The organism is Pseudomonas serboccidentalis, assembly GCF_028830055.1.
In the GTDB taxonomy this organism is placed as follows: Bacteria; Pseudomonadota; Gammaproteobacteria; order Pseudomonadales; family Pseudomonadaceae; genus Aquipseudomonas; species Aquipseudomonas serboccidentalis.
This window is the reverse complement of the sequence record NZ_CP101655.1, coordinates 4,940,296-4,959,831: the sequence shown is the minus strand read 5'-3', so window position 1 is coordinate 4,959,831 and position 19,536 is coordinate 4,940,296. Positions and strand designations below refer to the sequence as shown.

Annotated in this window: 12 protein-coding genes and 1 riboswitch; of the genes, 10 read left to right on the top strand and 2 right to left on the bottom strand. The window is 60.9% G+C overall.

Annotated elements, in window-relative coordinates:
* Window positions 1–5: 5 nt before the first annotated feature.
* The gene (locus tag NN484_RS22630; protein WP_274657941.1) at window positions 6–5,018 is read right to left on the bottom strand and encodes a dermonecrotic toxin domain-containing protein; all 5,013 of its coding nucleotides are present in this window, start codon (window positions 5,016–5,018) and stop codon (window positions 6–8) included.
* Between the two features lie 307 nt (window positions 5,019–5,325).
* Here NN484_RS22630 and NN484_RS22625 point away from each other — a divergent pair, with 307 nt between their 5' ends.
* From NN484_RS22625 to astE, 7 genes are all read left to right on the top strand, one after another.
* Window positions 5,326–6,546, top strand: coding sequence for an aspartate aminotransferase family protein (locus NN484_RS22625; protein ID WP_127651350.1), 1,221 nt, complete (start codon window positions 5,326–5,328; stop codon window positions 6,544–6,546).
* 201 nt (window positions 6,547–6,747) lie between these two features.
* A complete protein-coding gene (aruF, locus tag NN484_RS22620; RefSeq protein WP_127651351.1) occupies window positions 6,748–7,767 on the top strand; it encodes an arginine/ornithine succinyltransferase subunit alpha in 1,020 nt (339 codons plus the stop codon).
* 51 nt (window positions 7,768–7,818) lie between these two features.
* Window positions 7,819–8,844 carry an arginine N-succinyltransferase gene (astA, locus tag NN484_RS22615; RefSeq protein WP_027612638.1) on the top strand — a complete coding sequence of 342 codons (1,026 nt, stop codon included), beginning with the start codon at window positions 7,819–7,821 and terminating at the stop codon, window positions 8,842–8,844.
* Window positions 8,841–10,310, top strand: coding sequence for a succinylglutamate-semialdehyde dehydrogenase (gene astD, locus NN484_RS22610; RefSeq protein WP_274659326.1), 1,470 nt, complete (start codon window positions 8,841–8,843; stop codon window positions 10,308–10,310). Before astA ends, astD begins: the two co-directional genes overlap by 4 nt.
* A gap of 163 nt (window positions 10,311–10,473) precedes the next feature.
* Window positions 10,474–11,820, top strand: coding sequence for an N-succinylarginine dihydrolase (gene astB / locus NN484_RS22605; RefSeq protein WP_215502806.1), 1,347 nt, complete (start codon window positions 10,474–10,476; stop codon window positions 11,818–11,820).
* 57 nt (window positions 11,821–11,877) lie between these two features.
* Window positions 11,878–12,165, top strand: coding sequence for a hypothetical protein (locus NN484_RS22600; RefSeq protein ID WP_007963090.1), 288 nt, complete (start codon window positions 11,878–11,880; stop codon window positions 12,163–12,165).
* A 12-nt stretch (window positions 12,166–12,177) separates the two neighbouring features.
* Complete coding sequence (astE, locus tag NN484_RS22595) at window positions 12,178–13,188, top strand: succinylglutamate desuccinylase (protein ID WP_274657940.1); 1,011 nt, start codon at window positions 12,178–12,180, stop codon at window positions 13,186–13,188.
* A 128-nt stretch (window positions 13,189–13,316) separates the two neighbouring features.
* Here the strand turns inward: astE and NN484_RS22590 are convergent, their stop codons facing one another.
* Complete coding sequence (locus NN484_RS22590; protein WP_274657939.1) at window positions 13,317–13,826, bottom strand: 6,7-dimethyl-8-ribityllumazine synthase; 510 nt, start codon at window positions 13,824–13,826, stop codon at window positions 13,317–13,319.
* Window positions 13,827–13,927: 101 nt separating this feature from the next.
* Window positions 13,928–14,099: riboswitch (FMN riboswitch) on the bottom strand.
* A 199-nt stretch (window positions 14,100–14,298) separates the two neighbouring features.
* Here NN484_RS22590 and ltaE point away from each other — a divergent pair.
* The 3 genes from ltaE to NN484_RS22575 all read left to right on the top strand — a co-directional run bounded on the left by ltaE (window position 14,299) and on the right by NN484_RS22575 (window position 19,400).
* The gene (gene ltaE, locus NN484_RS22585) at window positions 14,299–15,303 is read left to right on the top strand and encodes a low-specificity L-threonine aldolase (RefSeq protein ID WP_274657938.1); all 1,005 of its coding nucleotides are present in this window, start codon (window positions 14,299–14,301) and stop codon (window positions 15,301–15,303) included.
* A gap of 146 nt (window positions 15,304–15,449) precedes the next feature.
* A complete protein-coding gene (gene alaS / locus NN484_RS22580) occupies window positions 15,450–18,068 on the top strand; it encodes an alanine--tRNA ligase (protein WP_274657937.1) in 2,619 nt (872 codons plus the stop codon).
* A 90-nt stretch (window positions 18,069–18,158) separates the two neighbouring features.
* Window positions 18,159–19,400 (top strand): aspartate kinase, encoded by a 1,242-nt coding sequence (locus NN484_RS22575; protein WP_127651358.1) that lies wholly within the window; start codon window positions 18,159–18,161, stop codon window positions 19,398–19,400.
* The last annotated feature ends 136 nt before the right edge of the window (window positions 19,401–19,536 follow it).

Here is a 19,536-nt window from a genome sequence, read left to right as displayed (position 1 = left end):
CACAGTCACTCGTCGACGGCGGAATCACCTGAAGACGATACTTCCAGTTCCGCATTCTCGATCACCGCATCGATACCAAAATCGACGCTGGTCAGCCTGAAGTAGCTGATCAGCAGTTGCAGGCTCGCCCGTGAAAAGGGGTTGCCTTGCAGGTCGATGTTTTCGCTGAACTCCTGTGGCCATTCCAGAATGTCATGGGGCACGTCGACGATCGCGTTGTTACCCAAGTCCACCATCTCCAGATGCTTGAGCTGCCGTAAACCCGCTGGCAGTTCGCTGATGCCAGTGCTGTCGAGCAACAGGGTTGTCAGCTGTGGCATCTGGCTGACATCGGGTGCGAGGATCAGTGGGTTGTTGCTCAGGTCGATGAACTCCAACTGACTCATTTGGGCCAGTTCCAGTGCGGTGTCCTGCGACAGGCTGATCGTGCACTCGGCCAGGTTCAGTGAGCGTAACTTGCCCATGGTGAAAATCGCCGAAGGCAAGTGGTCGAGGTCGAACTGATGGAGGGTCAGGGCCTTCAGATTCGGGAAACTTTCCAGAAATCCCGGCACGCCACCGGTAAGGCCGTGGCTGCTTTCCAGGAACATCAGCGATACATGCTTGAAGTCGGCTTTCACCCTGGGCAGGTTGCCGGTCACCTGGGTGTCCAGAGTCAGCTGGAAGCCTGGGTGCATCAAGTCACTGAAATCATCCGACTCGACCTCCCGGCGCCAGCAGCGCAATAGCTGCTGCCTGAACTCGTCTCGGCTCAAGTGTTCAATTTGCAGCTGCTGGGCGGTGAACGGTTGCTGACTGCGCGGGTGAAGCGCCGGGACGTCGGCTGTCCAGGCTGCCAGTTCGCTTTCAAGGGTGGCGAGCTCGGCTTCCAGACGTGTCAGCGCCTCGCGTCCTTCGGCCAGGTCGCCCGGCAACAGATAAATAAAATGGCTGGCTTCCTCTCGATCCATCAGTGGATACAGCGTTTGTACCCGTTGAATGTCGGTATCGGCGGCAGAGACGCCAAAGTCTCCCAGGGTGTGGAGAAAGTGTTGTTTGATGCGCTCAAGGTCAGTGGTGTCGAGCGGGTTGTTTCCCAGATCGATCCCGTCCTGAATGACCGACGGCAGTTCAAGAAGCTCGGCGGGCAATTGAGCGATTGTATTGCCATTGAGCAAGGCGGTACGCAGGAGTGGTCGGGTCAGCAACCCGTCGGGAAAGCGGGAAATCCCGGTTTGCGATACGTCGATGTAGTTCAGAGCCGGCATGTTTTCGACGCTGGGTACCAGTTCCAGAGGATTTTTATAGAGGTCCAGCGTGGTCAGCCGCGTCAGGTTCGCAAGCACGACGTGGCTTTGTGGTGTGAGGGTGATGGCGCATTCGCTCAGGATCAGCTCCTGAATCTGCGAGGTCTGCGCGAGGTTGTCCGGCAAGCGTCCCAGATTGAAATTGCGTAATGCCATGCGCTGCATTCCGGTAAAGCTGCGCAGGAATTCATGCACGCCGCGTGTGGCAGGGTGCCCTTCCAGAGTGAGTTGCCTGACGCAGGAAAATTCGGTGTCGAGCACCGGCAACTCGCCAATGATGGGCTGGATAAAGCGGAAGTCGACGAAATACTCCTCAGCGTCCGGAATCGTTTCCTGCATGCGCCAGAGATTGATCAGGTCGTGCATGAAGCGCAGGCGAATGGCGCGCTGGACGACGATCTGTTCATGGGTGAACGCGAACCCGGTGTTCGGGAATTGTTGCGGGATCGCATCGCCCCAGGCACTCAGGGTGCTGTGCAGTTGCGTGTATTGATTCATCATCCGGGTCAGCTCCGCCCGGGGGCCGGTGGGGTGGCGTTGCAATCGTTCGACGAACGATTCGAGCTGGCCGGGTGACAGCTGGGGAAACAACACGCCGGCTCGCTCCGACAGGCTCGGGGTATTGCGCGGCATGTGGTTGTAGCCGTCGGTGCCACCCAGCAGACGCATGACAGTGGGGTCATAAGTGGGTTTGTATTTTGGCTGTTGTGCCAGAAGCGAACGCAGAGCATCGCGAGCCAAGGCGTGATCTCTGATCGACAGCCTGAGTTTCTCGCCTTCGCCGATGCGCAGATTCAAGGCTGCGCGTTCGCTGTCAGGCATGGCGCGCAGCAGGCAATCGTAAAACGGTTCGCCGCCGCTGAGCTCGTCGCCGGTATCGTCAAAGGCCTGATGGTCGCCCTCGGCGCGCAGAACCATGATTTTGCGTGTCGGTGCATCGGCAGCCCCGACGCTGTCGATCAGTGAGCCGTCGGGGGAGTAGTGGCGCACTTCGAGTCGCAGTCGTCCCGACCAGCCGGGCAACTGCTCCAGGGTGTGCAGTGCGAGCATTTGCGTATCGGCGTTGTTGGCGTTCGATTGCAGTTCAAGGCCTTCGTAGGCACGCGTCAGGCGTACCTGCAGTCCGGCTTCCCAGGCCTGCTCGGTCAGGCGCGGTGACAACGTTCCGCGCTTGAGTTGCTGGCGCTCGGTGTCGGTCGCGCCGTCGAGCAACGCCTGGGCGATGCTGCGTGGCAGTGAATCGGCGTCCATGATCTTTTGCGTCAGGGCGTCGGCGCCCTGTTCCAGGCGGCGATAGCGCTGATCGAACAAGTGTTGCCGTTTGTCTCGCGCCAGTTGTGACAGCGTCTGCCTCAGACGCCGGGTTCGAGCTTCCAGGCGCGGAGCCGCGGCGCCGAACGGTTCGCCCATCAAGGCCTTGGTTTCGCTGTCCGGCAACATCATCAACAGAGTTTTCAGCAGGTCACCGCCCTCAAGTTTTGTCACCACCAACTCCAGCGCGGGCAGGTCGCGAAGGTTGCTTTGCCAGAGTGGGGTGCCAACGTCATCGCTCAGGCGCAAGCCCCTGCCTCTGGGCCAGTGGCGGCTCTCTTGCAGCAGTTCGAGTTGGGTCAGAAGGTCGGCTTGCAGGTAGTCGTCGGGGTGGTCGCTGTTCATCTGGTCGATGAAGGTCTGAATGTCCTCGTCAATGTTGAACCGCTTGAGGGTGTCGGCGAACAGGGGTGGCAGGTGCTCCTGGTTGACGTGCGCCTTTCGCAGGGCGTTTTCATCGCAGTCGCTGATCAGCAGCAACCGATCGCGCTGGGTCGCAGGCACGCGCTGGACATCTGGCCCGCTACGGCGCAGCAGGGTGGCTTGATTCCAGGTCTGGGGTTGATCCAGTTCGGTTTGCCACGCGCCGGCGTCGTTGTGTTGCAGGCGCGGCTGATAGGCCTCGGGGCGGCTCGGATGTTCGATGCGGTATTGACCGTTGCGGCTGTCCAGGGTGACGGCATAGCACGTGTCATCGAGGGCTAGCAGTGTTTTGCCCTGATGCTGATGCAGGCCCGAAGCCTCGGGTGTTGACTGGGCAGGAGGCTTGATCGACTGTTCGTAGGGCTTGAGGTCAGGCAGCCAATAGCGGGTATCGCCGTTGGGGCGCTTCACGGGATTGAAGCGTTCGAAGAAGCGGCGGCTGGCGTTTGGCAGGCGTGCGCTGAGCTCGCCGACAACAAGGGTTCCGCCCACTGCGAAGGTGCCCAGTTGTACTGCCGATTCAACCACCCCGATGAAATGTCCGATGGCTTCCCGGCCCTGGCCTTCGGCCCAGTCGATGACGCCTTCGAAGGTGTCGTCGAGCAGTTGGTAGGCGGTGTACGCCAGCATCAGCTCACCCAGAAACGGTACGAAGGGCAGCGCAATGAACGCGGCGATGTTCAGCAATGTCGAGGCTATTTCAGTGAAGGAGTCCCACAGCGCCCAGCGTGCTTGCTGATCGACGGTTGCGGTAGCGACCGCGAGAACCCGCGCATCGTTAAGTATCTTGTCGAGTTTGCGTTGATAGAGATGCGTCTGCAGGTTGCCCTGAATAACGGTGGCGTTGATTCGCAGCGACGGGCGCGGATTGGGCTGTTCCCGCCAGGACGGACGCGAGTCCCCCCGCTGTGTGGGATGCCAGGTCAGCGGTGCGAGCTGGTTGTTCAACTGCGCAAAAAACTGCCCGCGGTCGGCATGGTCAATAAAACGACTGAAGAACGTCTGGTAGTCCGGCTCGCGCAAACGGCGGGTCAGCTCCTCGGCGAATGCGGCGGACGAGGCATATTCCTTGATCGGGTGTGCCGGGTCATCGGGCAGGTAGACCACGACTTTTTGCACGTCCCTTGTGCGCTCCAGGTCCGGGGCGAACAACAGGATGCCGGTGAGACGGGCATTCAGCAGGGTCAGATCGTGGCCGTGCAGGTCGGGGGCGGCTCTAGCGTCGAGCAGGTCGAGAATCTGCCGATGACTGTCGACACTCAGCAGTTTTTGCATCTGCGCCATGTGCAGGGCGGTAGTCAGTGCAGCCCGCTGACTCTCGTGGGCTTTTGATCGGAGGAGCGCGGCCGCTACCGGATTGCTGATGCCCAGATTGTCTTCCAGGTACTCGCGGTATTGCCGGCCGATGTCCAGCTCGCGGCACAGTTGGGTAAACGCCGTGATCGGCATCTTGTCCGCAATGTGCGTCAGCGTGCTGAACTGTTCGTTTGGACCTGGCGCCGAGATGTAGCTTGAAGCGGGTTCAAAGGCCTGCGGTCCGGTTTCGGAGACTTCGAAGTTGTGCAGTGCACCCTCCAGCAACGACACGGTCCAGGTGCGCGCGGCCCCCGATTTCATGCGTAGCCAGGGCAGGTGATCCGGAATGTAGAGGCGCAGCCAGGTATTGCGAACATCGAGCGTCAGCCCGAAGCGCTTCTGGATCGCGGTTTCAAGCAAGGGCGCGGCGAAATCGCCAGGGTTCTGCAGGCGGCTCAGCGCCTCGTCCAGCCGGTTCTGGCTGGCGGCGTGTCGGGCGATGAGCGATTTCATCTCGGCGTGCTGATCCGCCGTGGCGCCTTTGAGCGATGTCGGCAGCAGCGCTGTGCTGTTGCGCAGTGCCGAGCGTCTGTGGGGCGCGGCCTGGCGCACCCAGAGCGGAATGGCATTGATCAGCGGCTGGTAGTGAGTGTCCGGTTTTATGACGTGGAAAGTGTCGGAGTCGATTGCTTCGGTGTTCATTCGCAAGCTGCCGTCGAATTTGAAAGTCTCCTAGGAGAACCCGAGAAAGTCGACCGCGTGCGGTACATATATACCGCACCTGATAAATCGTCTTGAGTTACAAAGAAGCAGGTCTGCCGCAATCCCTTGCCGCCAGTTAAACTGCGCCTTTGCGACGCTATATGTCGCATTGCCGTAAACCCGGGAAAATCCGGGGTTTGCGCTATAAGAAGTTGTCGCTTGGCGACAAGGCCGGGCTGAAAACTGTCCTTACAATCCCCCCATCGCTCGCCAGTTTCAGGCGGGTGTTCCTCTTCAGGAGACTCCGATGTCCGTTGAGCACGCTGCGGTAGAACGCGCCGATTTCGACCAGGTAATGGTTCCCAACTACGCGCCTGCCGCTTTCATTCCGGTGCGTGGCGCCGGTTCCCGCGTCTGGGACCAGAGCGGCCGCGAGCTGATCGACTTCGCCGGCGGGATTGCCGTTAACGTATTGGGCCACGCGCATCCGGCGCTGGTCGGTGCGCTGACCGAACAGGCGAACAAGCTGTGGCACGTGTCCAACGTGTTCACCAACGAGCCGGCCCTGCGTCTGGCGCACAAGCTGATCGACGCGACCTTTGCCGAGCGCGTGTTCTTCTGCAACTCCGGCGCCGAAGCCAACGAGGCCGCGTTCAAGCTGGCCCGTCGCGTGGCGTTCGACCGTTTCGGCAGCGAGAAGTACGAAATCATCGCCGCTCTCAACAGCTTCCACGGCCGCACCCTGTTCACCGTCAACGTCGGTGGCCAGTCGAAGTACTCCGACGGTTTCGGTCCGAAAATCACCGGCATCACCCACGTGCCTTATAACGACCTGGCGGCGCTGAAAGCTGCCGTTTCCGACAAGACCTGCGCGGTCGTGCTGGAGCCGATCCAGGGCGAGGGCGGTGTGCTGCCGGCCGAACTGGCTTACCTGCAAGGCGCCCGTGAACTGTGCGACGCGCACAACGCGCTGCTGGTGTTCGACGAAGTGCAAACCGGCATGGGCCGTACCGGCCACCTGTTCGCCTACCAGCATTACGGCGTGACGCCGGACATCCTGACCAGCGCCAAGAGCCTGGGCGGTGGTTTCCCGATCGCGGCGATGCTGACCACCGAAGCGCTGGCCAAACATCTGGTCGTCGGCACCCACGGCACCACTTACGGCGGCAACCCGCTGGCGTGCGCGGTGGCTGAAGCAGTGATCGACGTGATCAACACCCCTGAGGTGCTGAGCGGCGTCAATGCCAAGCACGACAAGTTCAAGACCCGTCTGGAGCAGATCGGCGAGAAGTACGGCCTGTTCACTCAGGTGCGTGGCCTCGGTCTGTTGATCGGTTGTGTGCTGAGCGATGCCTGGAAAGGCAAGGCCAAGGACATCTTCAACGCCGCTGAAAAAGAAGGCCTGATGATTCTGCAGGCTGGCCCGGACGTGATCCGTTTCGCCCCGAGCCTGGTGGTGGAAGATGCCGATATCGACGCTGGCCTGGACCGCTTCGAACGCGCTGCAGCAACACTGACGCAAGCCTGATAGACCCTTCGACGCCTGAGGATTTCGGGCGTCGATCAAAATTTCAATGCCGGACCCGATCAAATGTAGGAGTGAGCCTGCTCGCGATTGCGGTATGTCAGTCGACTCATTGGTTTCTGACAGACCGCAATCGCGAGCAGGCTCACTCCTACAAGGTCCGGTGTTTTTTCTGTGAATTGATAAGAGAAAAGGAGTGACACCATGCTGGTGATGCGCCCTGCGCAAATGGCTGATCTGGGCGAGGTACAGCGTCTGGCTGCGGACAGTCCGATTGGTGTCACTTCCTTGCCGGATGACGTGGAACGTCTGAGCGACAAGATCGCCGCAAGCGAAGCCTCGTTTGCCGCCGAAGTGAGCTTCAATGGCGAGGAGAGCTACTTCTTCGTCCTTGAAGACACCGCTACCGGCAAACTGGTGGGCTGCTCGGCCATCGTCGCCTCGGCCGGTTATTCGGAGCCGTTCTACAGCTTTCGCAACGAGACTTTCGTGCACGCTTCCCGCGAGCTGAAGATCCACAACAAGATCCACGTGCTTTCGCAATGCCACGACCTGACCGGCAACAGCTTGCTGACCAGTTTCTACGTGCAGCGCGAGCTGGTGGGGTCGCCGTGGGCTGAACTCAACTCCCGTGGCCGCTTGCTGTTCGTCGCCAGCCACCCGGAGCGTTTCGCTGATTCGGTAGTGACCGAGATCGTCGGCTACAGCGACGAGAACGGTGATTCGCCGTTCTGGGATGCGATCGGTCGCAACTTCTTCGACCTCAATTACGCCGAGGCCGAGCGTCTGTGTGGCCTGAAGAGCCGTACGTTCCTCGCCGAGCTGATGCCGCATTACCCGATCTACGTGCCGCTGCTGCCGGATTCCGCTCAAGAAGCGATGGGCCAGGTGCACCCGCGTGCGCAGATCACCTTCGACATCCTGATGCGCGAAGGCTTCGAGACCGATCACTACATCGACATTTTCGACGGTGGCCCGACCCTGCATGCGCGTGTTTCGGGGATCCGTTCGATCGCCCAGAGCCGTGTGGTGCCGGTGAAGATCGGCGAGCCGGTCAAAGGTGTCGGGCGCCAGTACCTGGTGGCCAACGCGCAGTTGCAGGATTACCGCGCGGTGCTGCTGGAGCTGGATTACGCGCCGGGCAAACCGGTGACCCTGGATCTGGAAGCAGCCGAAGCCTTGGGCGTCGGTGAAGGTGCCAGCGTGCGCCTGGTGGCGGTTTAACGCCTTAGCGAGTTTCACGGGTGGCGAAGGCGGCCCGTTTGAGGAGATAGCATGATTGTTCGTCCCGTACGCAGCAGCGATTTATCCGCGCTGATCGACCTGGCCCGCAGCACCGGCACCGGCCTGACGACTTTGCCGGCCAACGAAGAGCGCCTGACCCATCGGGTCGGCTGGGCCGAGAAGACCTTTCGCGGCGAAGCCGGCCGTGGCGATGCGGACTACCTGTTCGTGCTTGAAGACGACAACGGCCGCGTGGTGGGGATTTCCGCCATCGCCGGCGCGGTCGGTCTGCGCGAGCCCTGGTACAACTTCCGCGTCGGCCTGACCGTCAGCGCCTCGCAGGAGCTGAACATCTATCGCGAGATCCCGACGCTGTTCCTCGCCAATGACCTGACCGGCAACTCCGAGCTGTGCTCGCTGTTCCTGCACGCCGATTACCGCACCGGTCTCAACGGTCGCATGCTGTCCAAGGCGCGCATGCTGTTCATCGCCGAGTTCCCTGAACTGTTCGGCAACAAAATTATTGCCGAGATGCGTGGCGTGTCCGACGAAGCCGGGCGTTCGCCATTCTGGGAAAGCCTCGGTCGGCACTTCTTCAAGATGGAGTTCAGCCAGGCCGACTACCTGACTGGCGTGGGCAACAAGGCGTTCATCGCCGAACTGATGCCGAAATTCCCGCTGTACACCTGCTTCCTCTCGCCGGATGCGCGCAATGTCATCGGCCAGGTGCACCCGGACACCGAGCCGGCGCTGGCGATGCTCAAGAGCGAAGGTTTCAGCTATCAGGGCTACGTCGACATCTTCGATGCCGGCCCGGCCATCGAGTGCGAGACCAGCAAGATCCGCGCAGTGCGCGACAGCGAAGCGCTGGTGCTGGCGATCGGTACGCCGGGCGACGACGCCACGCCGTTCATCATCCATAACCGCAAGCGCGAAGATTGCCGCATCACGGCTGCCCCGGCCCGTCTGGCCGCCGGCACGCTGGTGGTCGATCCGCTGACCGCCAAACGTCTTCAACTCAACGCTGGCGATCAAGTGCGCGCCGTAGCGTTGTCTGCTGCTCGGGAGTCGAAATAATGAATTCGCTATACATCGCAGGTGAATGGCTGGCCGGTCAGGGCGAAGCCTTCCAGTCGCTGAACCCGGTGACCCAGCAAGTGCTGTGGTCGGGGGAGGGCGCTACCGCCGCTCAGGTCGAGTCCGCCGTGCAGGCTGCGCGTCAGGCATTCCCGGCATGGGCGCGTCGCACGCTGGACGAGCGCATCAGCGTGCTCGAAGCCTTTGCTGCCGCCCTGAAAAACCACAGTGATGAACTGGCCCGCACCATCGGTGAGGAAACCGGCAAGCCACTGTGGGAAGCCGCGACCGAAGTCACCAGCATGGTCAACAAGATTGCGATTTCGGTGCAGAGCTACCGCGAACGTACCGGCGAGAAGAGCGGCCCGCTGGGCGACGCCACCGCCGTGCTGCGCCACAAGCCACACGGTGTGGTCGCGGTGTTCGGCCCTTACAACTTCCCCGGTCACCTGCCGAACGGGCACATCGTTCCGGCGCTGCTGGCCGGTAACAGCGTGCTGTTCAAACCGAGCGAACTGACCCCGAAAGTCGCCGAGCTGACGGTCAAGTGCTGGATCGAAGCCGGTCTGCCGGCCGGCGTGTTGAACCTGTTGCAAGGCGCTCGCGAAACCGGCATCGCGCTGGCGGCGAACCCGGGCATCGACGGCCTGTTCTTCACCGGTTCCAGCCGCACTGGCAACCATCTGCATCAGCAGTTCGCCGGGCGTCCGGACAAGATCCTCGCGCTGGAAATGGGCGGCAATAACCCGCTGGTGGTCGATCAGGTCGCTGATCTGGACGCAGCGGTGTACACGATCATTCAGTCAGCGTTCATTTCCGCCGGCCAGCGCTGCACCTGCGCACGCCGCCTGCTGGTGCCGCAAGGTGCGTGGGGCGACAGCCTGCTCAAGCGTCTGGTTGAAGTCAGCTCGACCATTGAAGTCGGTGCGTTCGACCAACAACCGGCGCCGTTCATGGGCTCGGTGATTTCCCTTGGCGCGGCCAAAGCGCTGATGGATGCCCAGCAACATCTGCTGGCCAATGGCGCGGTGTCGCTGCTGGCAATGACTCAGCCACAGGCACAGTCGGCCTTGCTGACGCCGGGCATTCTCGATGTGACCGCCGTGGCCGAGCGTCCGGACGAAGAACTGTTCGGCCCGTTGCTGCAAGTGATCCGTTACGCCGATTTTGCCGGGGCGATCAGCGAGGCCAACGACACCGCTTATGGCCTGGCGGCGGGTCTGCTGTCGGATTCCGAAGCGCGTTATCAGCAGTTCTGGCTGGAAAGCCGCGCCGGTATCGTCAACTGGAACAAACAGCTGACCGGTGCTGCGAGCAGCGCGCCGTTCGGCGGTGTTGGTGCTTCGGGCAACCATCGCGCCAGCGCCTACTACGCGGCGGATTACTGCGCGTACCCGGTGGCCTCGCTGGAAACCCCGAGCCTGGTGTTGCCGGCGGCCCTGACACCCGGCGTGAAGATGGCGTAACGGCCATCGCGAGCAGGCTCACTCCTACAGGAATTGTGTCGCACACAACATCTGTGTTCACCGCTAAAACTGTAGGAGTGAGCCTGCTCGCGATAGCCGCGACGCGGTCTGACTGAATTGTTACTTGAAGCCTATAACAACAGATTCTCGTGGAGCCTCGCTGATGAAATCCTATGAAGTCAATTTTGACGGTCTAGTGGGGCCGACCCATAACTACGGTGGTCTGTCCTACGGCAACGTTGCGTCCCAGAGCAACAGCCAGCAATCCTCGAACCCGAAGGAAGCGGCGCTGCAAGGCCTGGCCAAAATGAAAGCGCTGATGGAAATGGGCTTTCAGCAAGGCGTACTGGCGCCGCAGGAACGTCCGGACGTGGCCGCGTTGCGCCGTCTGGGTTTCAGTGGCACCGACGCGCAAGTGATCGAGCGCGCCGCCAAGGAAGCCATGCCGCTGCTGGTTGCCAGTTGCTCGGCGTCAAGCATGTGGGTAGCCAACGCTGCCACCGTCAGCCCGAGTGCCGACACCGCTGACGGTCGCGTGCATTTCACCGCCGCCAACCTCAACTGCAAATACCACCGCAGCATCGAACACCCGACCACCAGCCGTGTACTGGGGGCAATGTTCGCTGATCAACAGCACTTCGCCCACCACGCCGCATTGCCGGCAGTGGCACAGTTCGGTGACGAAGGTGCGGCCAACCACACGCGTTTCTGCCGTGAGTACGGCGAGGCCGGTGTCGAGTTTTTCGTGTTCGGGCGCAGTGCGTTCGACACCCGTTACCCGGCGCCGCAGAAGTACCCGGCGCGCCAGACTCTGGAAGCCTCGCAAGCCGTTGCGCGTCTGCACGGTCTGCGTGACGAGGGCGTGGTTTACGCCCAGCAGAACCCGGCGGTGATCGATCAGGGTGTGTTCCACAACGACGTGATCGCGGTGGGTAACGGCGAGGCGCTGTTCTATCACGAGGATGCGTTCCTCGACACCGAGCAGATGCTGGCTGAGCTGCAAGGCAAGCTGGCCAGGGTCGGCGGCAAGTTCCAGTCGATCTGTGTGCCGCGTTCGGCGGTCACCGTGGACGACGCGGTGCGCTCCTACCTGTTCAACAGCCAGTTGCTGTCGCGTCCTGACGGCTCGATGCTGTTGATCGTGCCGCAAGAGTGCCAGGCCAACGAGCGCGTGTGGAACTACTTGCAAGGCCTGACCAGTTCCGGCGGCCTGATCCGCGAAGTGAAAGTCTTCGACCTCAAGCAAAGCATGCAGAACGGCGGTGGCCCGGCGTGCCTGCGACTGCGCGTCGCGCTCAACGAAACCGAGCTGGCGGCCGTCAACCCAGGGGTTATCATGACCGCACCGTTGTACGGTTCGTTGACCGCATGGGTTGAAAAGCACTACCGCGACCGCCTGAGCGAAAACGATCTGGCGGACCCGAAGTTGCTGCTTGAATGCCGGACGGCACTGGATGAACTGACGCAAATCCTTAAACTGGGCTCGGTTTATCCATTCCAGATCAATTGATGGCCGGCGCGCCACCTGAACGCGGCGCGCGGCTTGTCTCCCCAAGAGAGTAAAAACATGAGCGATTCCCTGCAGCTGATCCTTGAAGACACCGACGGCACGCAACTGCAAACCTCGTGCACCCGCGTCGCGGTCATGTGGCAAGGCAAAGAGCTGTGGATCCAGCAGGATGGCCGTGGCCAGCTGCTGATCGGCGTGGACGTCGAGGAGGGTGACGAAGAGTACGCCAACCTGCTGCTGCGCCCATTGGCAACGAATCTGGTCAGCCTGCAACTGGAAATGGAGCCGGCTGAAGTCGGCGACGAAGACCATGTGCACGGCCCGGATTGCAACCACGATCACTAAGGAAGCCGCGCTATGCTCGCCCTCGGCAAACTGCTTGAACTGACCCTCGCCGGCCGCGAACCGGCGGAGAAGACTCAACTGACTGTCGAAGGCGTGCGCATGCGCTGGTTGAGCGAGGGGGCGCTGGAAGTCCGGCCGCCCGAAGCGCGTGACAATGGCCTGGACCTGCTGCTGTCGGCAGGTATCCACGGCAATGAAACAGCGCCGATCGAGTTGCTTGATCGGCTGCTGCATGACATCGCTCGCGGCGATCTGAAGCCGCGCGCACGCATTCTGTTCCTGTTCGGCAACCCCGAGGCGATTCGCAAGGGCGAGCGCTTCGTCGAGCAGGACGTCAATCGGCTGTTCAACGGCCGTCATGAACAAACCAGCGGCTCTGAAGCCATCCGCGCCTGTGAGCTGGAACGACTGGCAGCGAGCTTCTTCAGTCTGGCGAACCGTCAGCGTCTGCACTACGACCTGCACACGGCGATTCGTGGTTCGAAGATCGAGCAGTTCGCTCTGTACCCGTGGAAGGAAGGTCGCCAGCATTCGCGTCGCGAACTGGCGCGCCTGCGTGCCGCCGGCATGGAAGCGGTCTTGCTGCAGAACAAGCCATCGATCGTGTTCAGCTCGTACACCTACGACAAACTCGGTGCCGAGTCTTTCACCCTGGAACTGGGCAAGGCGCGGCCATTCGGGCAGAACGAAGGGGTTAACGTCTCGCTGCTGGAAACCCGGCTGAAGCAGATCATCGAAGGCAACGAGCCTGATCTGGCCGAAGAAGGTCTGGACGGTTTGCAGCTGTTCAGCGTGGCGCGGGAGATCATCAAGCACAGCGATGCGTTCCGCCTGAACCTGCCGGCGGACATCGAGAACTTTTCTGAATTAGACGTGGGTTATCTGCTGGCCGAAGATCTGGCCAATACTCGCTGGGTCATCGAGGAAGAGGGCGCTCGGATCATCTTCCCTAATCCGAAGGTCAAGAACGGCTTGCGCGCGGGCATTCTGATCGTGCCAAGCGGCGACGAAAATCTCGCCTGACGCAGTTTTGGCCTGACACAAAATCCTGTAGGAGCTGCCGAAGGCTGCGATCTTTTGATCTTGTTTTTAGACGATCAAAAGATCGCAGCCTCGTTTCACTCGACAGCTCCTACAGGGGAGCGTTGTGGTCAGACGGCGAGTGCACGCGGCTCACTACGGCGCAGCGCACGAACCTTTTGCAACGTATCGGCGCAAGTTCTGGCCGCTTCCTGACCCTTGTGCACGAAGTGCTCGAAGAAGAACTTCTGGTGCTCTTCACCGGCGTGGAAGTGATGCGGGGTCAGGGACACCGAGAACACCGGTACTTCCGTTTCCAGCTGCACCTGCATCAGGCCGCTGACCACCGATTGGGCGACGAACTCGTGACGGTAGATGCCGCCGTCCACGACCAGAGCAGCCGCAACGATGCCGGCATAACGACCGGTCTTGGCCAGCAACTTGGCGTGCAGGGGCATTTCAAAGGCGCCGCCGACTTCGAAGAAATCGATGTCCGATTCCTGATAACCCAGGGCAAGCATTTCGGCGACGAAGCCTTTGCGGCTCTGGTCGACGATTTCCTTGTGCCAGCAGGCCTGGATGAACGCGACGCGCTCGCCGTGTGGGTGTTTGGTTTTGCTGTCGATAGCGGTGGGTTGCATGTTCTGACTCCTGTTTGTGTGAAAAACAGGGCGTTATGAATCGAAAGGGATTCAAGGGTACGCACGAGCACGCAAGCGCGCGGGCGGCCCTTTGGCGTCAATCCCGTTCTCTCTTCATCCGGACTATGACCGTCGGCCCCGGAATCACACCGGGTCTGCTGACCTTGCCGAAGTGCACCGCCAATGCCGTGTCCGTCGCCAAGCGCTCGCGGGCTATGCGCGTTGCGCGCAATTACCGCCGGTGGGGAATTGCACCCCGCCCTGAGAACGTTTTTGCCGCCCTTTCTCGGGCGGCGCAGCGTTTTTATCACAGATTGGCGAGCGGTGCATTGCGCCTTTGTGATGATTGTCATCGGTTTTTTTGAAGGCTCGTGTGCCGTTTTCCTGCGCCAAGGGTTGATTAATCTGCGCGATGACCGCAGTAATTCACCTTCGTAAAGGGATTTCCCCTGCTGACTTTGAGGCCAGGTTCATGAGCGTTATCGATCTTCGCAGCGACACCGTCACCCAACCGACTCCTGCCATGCTGGATGCCATGACTGGCGCCGCCACTGGTGATGATGTGTATGGCGAAGATCCGACGGTCAATCGTCTGGAAGCGGAACTGGCAAAACGTCTGGGCTTTTCCGCAGCGCTGTTCGTGCCGACCGGTACCATGAGCAACCTGTTGGGCCTGATGGCGCATTGCGAGCGCGGCGACGAATACATCGTCGGCCAGCAGGCGCACACGTATAAGTACGAGGGTGGTGGCGCAGCGGTGCTCGGCTCGATCCAGCCGCAGCCGCTGGACGTGCAGGCCGACGGCTCGCTGGATCTGGATCAGGTGGCCGCAGCGATCAAACCGGACGATTTCCACTTCGCCCGCACGCGTCTGCTGGCGCTGGAAAACACCATGCAGGGCAAGGTGCTGCCGCTGGAGTACCTGGCCCGGGCGCGCAAATTCACTCAGGATCATGGCCTGGCGCTGCACCTGGACGGCGCGCGCCTGTACAACGCGGCGGTCAAGCTCGGGGTGGATGCCCGGGAAATCACTCGGCATTTCGATTCGGTCTCGGTGTGCCTGTCCAAGGGCCTCGGCGCGCCAGTGGGTTCGGTGCTGTGCGGCTCGGCTGAACTGATCGGCAAAGCGCGCCGCCTGCGCAAGATGGTCGGCGGCGGCATGCGTCAGGCCGGATTGCTGGCAGCGGCGGGGCTGTACGCGCTGGAGCACAACGTTCAACGCCTGGCGGATGACCATGCCAACGCGCAGTTTCTGGCCGAAGGCTTGCGCGAGGCCGGGTTCAGCGTCGAGCCGGTGCAGACCAACATGGTTTACGTGCAAATGGGCGAACAGGCCGAAGCGCTCAAGGCGTTTGCCGCCGAGCGCGGGATCATGTTGAGCGCTGCGGCGCGCTTGCGCATGGTCACGCACATGGACGTCAATCGCTCGCAAATCGAGCAAGTGATCGCGACATTCGTCGAGTTTTCGCGCAAGTGATAGCGTTAGCCGTCCAATTGACCGTTTCTATCGTATAAACACGCTGTACCCCGCGCGCAGGGCCGATATAATGCGGCCCTTTGCCGTCGCTTCGTCTGTTGACGTTTCGAACAGGCCTTTGGCCGCAGCCTCCGTGGAAGAACCTAATGAAAAGCGCAGAAATCCGTGAAGCCTTCCTTCGCTTCTTCGAAGAGCAAGGCCACACCCGTGTAGCCTCCAGCTCTTTGATTCCGGGCAACGACCCAACCCTGCTGTTCACCAACGCGGGGATGAACCAGTTCAAGGACTGCTTCCTGGGCCAGGAAAAGCGCGCGTACACCCGCGCAACCAGCAGCCAGAAATGCGTGCGTGCCGGTGGCAAGAACAGCGACCTGGAAAACGTCGGTTATACCGCTCGTCACCACACTTTCTTCGAAATGCTCGGTAACTTCAGTTTCGGTGACTATTTCAAGCACGACGCGATTACTTTCGCCTGGACCTTCCTGACCGGTGTTCTGAAACTGCCGAAGGAAAAACTCTGGGTCACCGTCTACGCCTCCGATGATGAAGCGTATGACATCTGGACCAAAGAAATCGGCGTACCGGTCGAGCGCATGATCCGCATCGGCGACAACAAAGGCGCGCCTTACGCGTCCGACAACTTCTGGACCATGGGCGATACCGGCCCGTGCGGCCCATGCACCGAGATTTTCTACGATCACGGCGACCACATCTGGGGCGGCCCACCGGGTTCGCCGGAAGAAGACGGCGACCGTTACATCGAGATCTGGAACAACGTGTTCATGCAGTTCAACCGCACCGCCGATGGCGTGTTGCATCCGTTGCCAGCGCCGTCGGTGGATACCGGCATGGGCCTGGAGCGGATCAGTGCGGTGATGCAGCACGTCAATTCCAACTACGACATCGACCTGTTCAAGAATCTGCTCAAAGCCTCGGCCGAAGCTATTGGTTGCGAAAATGGCGATCAGTCGTCGCTGAAAGTGGTGTCCGACCACATCCGTTCGTGCGGTTTCCTGATTGCCGACGGCGTGCTGCCGTCCAACGAAGGTCGCGGCTACGTGCTGCGCCGCATCATTCGTCGCGCCTGCCGTCACGGCAACAAATTGGGCGCCACCGGCAGCTTCTTCTACAAGATCGTCGCTGCGCTGGTCGCCGAGATGGGCGAAGCCTTCCCGGAACTGAAGACGCAGCAGAGCAACATCGAGCGCGTACTCAAGGCCGAAGAAGAGCAGTTCTCCAAGACCCTGGAGCACGGCCTGAAGATTCTCGAGCAGGATCTGCTGGAACTCAAAGGCACCGTGGTGCCGGGCGACGTGGTGTTCAAACTCTACGACACCTACGGTTTCCCGATGGACCTGACGGCTGACATCGCTCGCGAGCGCGGCCTGACCGTCGATGAAGTCGGCTTCGAACGTGAAATGGAAGCCCAGCGTGTTCGTGCGCGTTCGGCCAGCTCGTTCGGTCTGGACTACAACACGCTGGTCAAGGTTGATGTGGCCACCGAGTTCACCGGCTACACCGACACCCGCGGTTCGGCAAAAATTGTCGCTATCTATAAAGATGGCCAGTCGGTCGACGTCTTGAGTGAAGGCGAAGAGGCGGTGATCGTTCTGAATCAGACGCCGTTCTACGCTGAATCCGGCGGCCAGATTGGCGACTGCGGTTTCCTTCAGGCGGGTAACGCGCGTTTCGACGTTCGTGACACCACCAAGACCGGCGGCGCGTTCCTGCACCACGGCGTGCTGGATTCGGGCAGCCTGACCATCGGCGCACCAGTGGAAACCCACGTCGATGCCGAGGTGCGTCACGCGACCTCGCTGAACCACTCCGCCACGCACTTGCTGCACGCCGCATTGCGTCAGGTGTTGGGCGAGCACGTTCAACAGAAAGGCTCGTTGGTCGACAGTCAGCGTCTGCGCTTTGACTTCAGCCACTTTGAAGCGATCAAGCCTGAGCAAATCAAGGCGCTGGAAGACATCGTCAACGCCGAGATCCGTCAGAACTCTGCGGTTGAAACCGAAGAAACCGACATCGAAACCGCCAAGCAGAAAGGCGCGATGGCGCTGTTCGGCGAGAAGTACGGCGACAACGTGCGCGTGCTGAGCATGGGCGGCGATTTCTCCGTCGAGCTGTGCGGTGGTATCCACGCCAACCGTACCGGCGACATCGGCCTGCTGAAAATTATCAGCGAAGGCGGTGTGGCATCGGGCGTGCGTCGTATCGAGGCTGTCACCGGTGCTGCGGCACTGGCCTACTTGAACGCCGCTGAAGAACAACTCAAGGAAGCGGCCACCCTGGTCAAGGGCAGCCGCGACAACCTGATCGACAAGCTGTCGGCAGTGCTGGAGCGCAACCGCGCGCTGGAAAAGCAACTCGAGCAGTTGCAAGCCAAGGCTGCCAGCGCTGCGGGCGACGATCTGTCGAACTCGGCAGTGGACGTCAAAGGCGTGAAGGTTCTGGCCGCACGTCTGGATGGTCAGGACGGCAAGGCGCTGCTGGCGCTGGTCGATCAACTGAAAAACAAACTCGGCCGCGCAGTGATCCTGCTCGGCAGTGTCCATGAGGAAAAGGTCGTACTGGTTGCGGGTGTAACCAAGGACCTGACTGGCCAACTCAAAGCCGGTGATTTGATGAAACAGGCTGCTGCGGCAGTGGGCGGGAAGGGCGGTGGTCGTCCGGACATGGCGCAGGGCGGCGGTGTCGACGCCGGCGCACTGGATGGCGCACTGGCACTGACCGTTCCATTCGTCGAGCAGGGTTTATAAGACGGCCCGTCGGGCCCGTAGTCTAGTGGCGGGTCCGACGGCTGTTCGAGTGATTATTGGGCGCCCTTCATGGGCAGAGGCGGCTTTGAAATGGCTTTGATCGTACAGAAATTTGGAGGCACCTCGGTCGGCACTGTCGAGAGAATCGAGCAGGTCGCCGACAAGGTTAAGAAATTCCGCGATGCCGGCGATGACCTGGTGGTTGTGCTGTCTGCAATGAGCGGCGAAACCAACCGTCTGATCGATCTGGCCAAGCAAATCAGTGGCGACGTGCAACCGGTTCCGCGTGAACTGGACGTGATCGTTTCTACCGGTGAACAGGTGACGATTGCCCTGTTGGCCATGGCGCTGATCAAGCGCGGTGTGCCAGCGGTGTCGTACACCGGTAATCAGGTGCGGATCCTGACGGACAGTGCGCACAATAAAGCGCGTATCTTGCAGATTGATGACCAGAAGATTCGCGGTGATCTGAAAGCAGGTCGCGTGGTCGTTGTCGCCGGTTTCCAGGGCGTCGACGAGCACGGCAACATCACCACCCTCGGTCGTGGCGGTTCCGACACCACGGGCGTGGCATTGGCGGCTGCATTGAAGGCCGATGAGTGCCAGATCTACACCGACGTCGATGGTGTCTACACCACTGACCCGCGTGTGGTGCCGGTCGCTCAGCGTCTGGACAAGATCACCTTCGAAGAGATGCTGGAAATGGCCAGCCTCGGTTCCAAGGTGCTGCAGATCCGCGCGGTGGAATTCGCCGGCAAGTACAACGTTCCGCTGCGCGTACTGCACAGCTTCAAGGAGGGTCCGGGCACCCTCATTACTATTGATGAAGAGGAAACCATGGAACAGCCGATCATTTCCGGCATCGCTTTCAACCGCGATGAAGCCAAGCTGACCATCCGTGGCGTGCCAGACACCCCGGGCGTGGCGTTCAAGATTCTCGGCCCGATCAGTGCCGCGAACATCGAAGTCGACATGATCGTGCAGAACGTTGCGCACGATAACACCACCGACTTCACCTTCACCGTGCACCGCAACGACTACCAGTCCGCACAGACCGTGCTGGAAAACACCGCTCGCGAGATCGGTGCCCGGGAAGTGGTGGGCGACACCAAGATTGCCAAGGTCTCGATCGTTGGCGTCGGCATGCGCTCCCACGCAGGTGTGGCCAGCCGCATGTTCGAGTCCCTGGCGAAAGAAAGCATCAACATCCAGATGATCTCGACTTCGGAAATCAAGGTTTCCGTGGTGATTGAAGAGAAGTACCTGGAACTGGCTGTGCGCGCCCTGCACACGGCTTTCGAACTGGACGCGCCAGCCCGTCAGGGCGAGTAATCCGGTCACCTGAAGGGCGCGGTCTGACCGCGCCCTTTATTTTTTGAATGGCGTGAGCCCCTGAACTGTTCTTTTGCTCGCGCTGGTCAATACTCAGGCATGTAGGGCTACGATCGCTCCGGTTGTAGGTCGGGTG